Genomic DNA, 4042 nt, shown 5'->3' on the forward strand with positions numbered 1-4042 from the left:
AGGCGGGCAGGTCGAGGCCAGCGCGACATCGGCGGTGATCGCGTCATTGCCAAAAATCTGCTGCTGGCCGTCGCGGATCCGCGTCGCCGCGATCAGGAGCTTTGGGCATCCTGCCTCGCGCAAAGCCGCAAAGTTGATGTCGCGCGACAGCGCCTGCCGCAGCGGATCGAGGTCGAACGGATCGAACTGTCCGGAGCGCAGCGTCGACCCGAAGGCGACCGAGCTTCCCGCCGGCGAGAAGCCGCCGACCAGCATCAGCGAGCGGAACGAGGCCTCGTGCATCAGCCGAACCCAGAACCGGTTCAGCCGGGCGCGGGCGCCTTCGCGTCCGCCTTCGGCGAGGCCGGAAGCGAGCAGAAGCGCATTGATGGCGCCGGCGCTGGCGCCGCTGATCGTGTCGATCTCGATGGCCGGCTCTTCCAGCAGTCTCTCCAGCACGCCCCAGGTGAAGGCGGCGAACGTGCCGCCGCCCTGGAGGGCAAGCGACAGTTTTTGCGGTGGCCACTGCTCGGAGCGGACTCGCTTCGGCACGCGGGTGGCGACGGCGGCTACAGGCTCGATTTCGGGAGCTGTCTGGGGGACGGGGACCGGCGCCTGCGGTGGCGGCGAAACGGGCGCAGGCTCAGGGGCCGGTGAGGGGGTATCGGACCAGATATCCGTTGCCGAGAGCAGCATGCTTGCCGCGGTGCGCGCAGCACCCAGCGAGCCACCTTCGTCATGCGCGCCGACAATCTTCTCGCTCATTCTGAGCTACCGCGTAACGCCATTTTCCGCCGTCAGGATGACAGGCCTGGATATCGTTGGCCACTCCGGCCAGAAACAGGCCGGAAGTTGCGAACAGAATTTGGCATATAATGCGGAAGGGGTGCGGCGGTATCCGTACTTTTTCCGGACTTACGATTTCTGTCCAATCCGGCTCTCATTGCCCGATTGCAATCGCTTGATGTTCTCGCGGTGCATGTAGAACAGCAGCAGCGTCAACACCGCAAACAGCGAGGCCAGGGCGGGGTGGCCGAACCACCACAGGAACAGCGGCGTGACGAAGGCCGCGACCAACGCCGACAGCGACGAGTAGCGGGTGGTGAAGGCGGTCGCGAGCCACAGCAGGCAGAACACCACCGCAGCCGGCCAGAACAGGCCGATCAGGATGCCGATATAGACCGCGACACCTTTGCCGCCTTTGAACTTGAGCCAGACCGGGAAGAGATGGCCGAGGAAGGCGCCGAGCCCCGCCAGCATCGCGGCATTGGGGCCCGCGATGTAACCGGCGATCACCACGGCCGCGGTGCCCTTCAGCGCGTCGAGCAGCAGGGTCGCCGCGGCGAGCCCCTTGCGTCCCGTACGCAGGACGTTGGTGGCGCCGATATTGCCGGACCCGATCGAGCGCAGATCCTGCGTGCCGGCAAGCTTGGTCAGCACCAGCCCGAACGGGATCGAGCCGAGGAGATAGCCGATGACGAAGGCTACGGGGAGGAAGGCTTCAAGTCCCATCGCCGCATCTCCATGTCCGGCATATTTCCCGCGCATGGTCTTTTCCTGACGCGTTTTCCTGACGCGAACCGGTATCCACTTCGCCTGAAAACGCCACGTTAGACATGCTCAAAGACCGTTCGCCCACCGACGATGGTGCGCACCACACGACCTGTGAAGCGGGCCTCGTCGAACGGTGTGTTCTTGCAGGGCGATTTGAGATCGGCGGGATCGACGATCCAGGGCGTATCGGGGTCGATCACGATGACATCAGCCGGAGCTCCGGTGCGCAAGGTTCCCCCGGGCAGGCCGAGAAGCTCGGCGGGACGGGTCGACATCGCCCGGATCAGCGTCTTCAGTTCCATCTCGCCATTATGCACCAGCCTGAGGCCTGCCGGCAGCATTGTTTCGAGCCCGACGGCACCGGGGGCGGCCTCCGCGAACGGCAGGCGCTTGACCTCGACGTCCTGCGGATCGTGGTCGGACATGATGACGTCGACGAGGCCGGAGGCCACGGCCGCGACCAGCGCGCGGCGATCGTCCTCGGTCCGCAGCGGTGGCGATAGTTTCAGGAAGGTCCGGTACGGACCGATGTCGTTCTCGTTCAGCGCGAGATGATTGATCGAGACCGAGGCGCTGACGGCGAGGCCGGCGTCGCGGGCGCGCTTCAGGATGTCGAGGGAGTCGGTGCACGACAGCGAGGCCGCGTGATAGCGGCCGCCGGTGAGTGCGACGAGCCGCATGTCGCGTTCCAGGATCACAGCTTCGGCGGCATTGGGGATGCCCATCAGGCCGAGGCGGGTCGCGAACTCGCCCTCGTTCATGACGCCTTCGCCGACGAGATCGGGATCCTCGGTATGGTGGACGATCAGCGCGTCGAAATCGCGGGCATAGGTCAGCGCGCGGCGCATCACCTGCGCGTTGGTGACGCTCTTGTCGCCGTCGCTGAAGGCAACCGCGCCGGCGGCCTTCAGGAGGCCGAACTCGGTCATCTCTTCGCCGCGCAGTCCTTTTGTCAGCGCCGCCATCGGCTGGATGTTGACGATCGCGGTGTCGCGGGCTCTGCGCATCACGAAATCGACGGTTGCCGAATTGTCGATGACGGGCGATGTATCGGGCTGGCAGATGATGGTGGTGATGCCGCCGGTCGCGGCCGCCTGGCTCGCGGAGGCAAAGGTCTCGCGATGGCTGAAGCCGGGCTCGCCGACGAAGGCGCGCATGTCGACCAGGCCGGGGGCGACGATCTTGCCGGAGCAGTTGACGATGTCGGTGCCTTCGGGGACGCCGGCAGCGCCGATGCCCCGGCGGGTCTCGCGCACGATCCCGTCGGCGATCAGGACGTCGCCGATGCCATCGAAATCCCGCGAGGGATCGACGACGCGGGCATTGGCGAGCAGGACTGGGCGGCGGTCGATCAACATCGGCATCACGCGTTCGGCAAGTTGCGGGCGAGCGCTTCGAGCACGGCCATGCGTACGGCAACGCCCATTTCCACCTGTTCGCGGATCAGGGACTGCGCGCCATCGGCGACGGCCGAGTCGATCTCCACGCCACGGTTCATGGGGCCGGGATGCATCACGAGTGCGTCCGGCTTGGCGTAAGCGAGCTTCTTCTGGTCGAGCCCGAAATAGTTGAAGTACTCGCTGGACGATGGCACGAAGGAGCCGTTCATCCGCTCGCGCTGGAGCCTCAGCATCATGACGATGTCGGCGCTCTCGAGGCCCTCGCGCATGTCGCGCGCGACCTCTACGCCCATCCGCTCGATCCCGGGCGGCAGCAGCGTGGAGGGGCCGACGACGCGGACGCGGGCGCCCATCGTGTTGAGCAGGATGATGTTGGAGCGGGCCACGCGCGAATGCAGCACGTCGCCGCAGATCGCGATTACGAGGCCCTCGATCCGGCCCTTGTTGCGGCGGATGGTCAGCGCGTCGAGCAGGGCCTGCGTCGGATGCTCATGCGCGCCGTCGCCGGCATTGATCACGGAACCGTCAACCTTGCGCGCCAGCAGTTCCACCGCGCCGGAGGCGTGATGGCGCACCACCAGGATGTCCGGGTGCATCGCGTTCAGCGTCACCGCGGTGTCCATCAGGGTTTCGCCCTTGCGGATCGACGACGAGGACACCGACATGTTCATGACGTCGGCGCCCAGGCGCTTGCCGGCGAGCTCGAACGAGGACTGGGTCCGGGTGGAGGCCTCGAAGAAGAGGTTCACCTGCGTCCGTCCACGCAGGACGGTACGCTTCTTGTCAACCTGGCGGTTGAGCTCGACATATTCTTCGGACAGGTCGAGGAGGCCGGTGATGTCGGCCGCGGAAAGGCCCTCGATGCCCAGCAAATGCCGGTGGCCGAGGACGAAGGTCGATTTCGATGTCATTAAAAGCAGAGCTATAGGCGGGGATGGGTGAGGGGGCAAGGGCCAATGCTGGGGAAGTGAGTTATCCCCTGATCTGTCCGTTTGCCGTTACGCCGCGCCCCAATAATCCGAGCTGTTGCAGTCTTCTCCGTCATGCCCGGGCTTGTCCCGGGCATCCACGTCCTTTTTGCGTCAAATGCGATAGAAGATCGTGGATGG

Annotated in this window: 4 protein-coding genes; all 4 read right to left on the minus strand. The window is 65.6% G+C overall.

The genetic code is table 11. From position 1 onward, the window contains the following. Window positions 1-744: patatin-like phospholipase family protein (locus AXW67_RS43610; protein WP_245315354.1), on the minus strand; the 744-nt coding region annotated here is incomplete at its 3' end. A 150-nt stretch (window positions 745-894) separates the two neighbouring features. After that, on the minus strand, window positions 895-1491 hold the full coding sequence (plsY, locus tag AXW67_RS01550; RefSeq protein ID WP_027553100.1) for a glycerol-3-phosphate 1-O-acyltransferase PlsY: 597 nt from the start codon (window positions 1489-1491) through the stop codon (window positions 895-897). A gap of 98 nt (window positions 1492-1589) precedes the next feature. After that, entirely contained in the window at window positions 1590-2891 is a 1302-nt protein-coding gene (locus AXW67_RS01555; protein WP_063676122.1) for a dihydroorotase, read from the minus strand. A gap of 5 nt (window positions 2892-2896) precedes the next feature. Then, window positions 2897-3844, minus strand: a complete 948-nt coding sequence (locus AXW67_RS01560) for an aspartate carbamoyltransferase catalytic subunit (RefSeq protein WP_063676107.1) — start codon at window positions 3842-3844, stop codon at window positions 2897-2899. Between the last annotated feature and the right edge of the window lie 198 nt (window positions 3845-4042).

Source organism: Bradyrhizobium neotropicale (genome assembly GCF_001641695.1).
Taxonomy (GTDB): domain Bacteria; phylum Pseudomonadota; class Alphaproteobacteria; order Rhizobiales; family Xanthobacteraceae; genus Bradyrhizobium; species Bradyrhizobium neotropicale.

Excerpts from the sequence above, each read along its gene's own strand:
- plsY (WP_027553100.1), bottom strand. The coding sequence starts at position 1,491 with ATGGGACTTGAAGCCTTCCTCCCCGTAGCCTTCGTCATCGGCTATCTC.
- AXW67_RS01555 (WP_063676122.1), bottom strand. The coding sequence starts at position 2,891 with ATGTTGATCGACCGCCGCCCAGTCCTGCTCGCCAATGCCCGCGTCGTC.
- AXW67_RS01560 (WP_063676107.1), bottom strand. The coding sequence starts at position 3,844 with ATGACATCGAAATCGACCTTCGTCCTCGGCCACCGGCATTTGCTGGGC.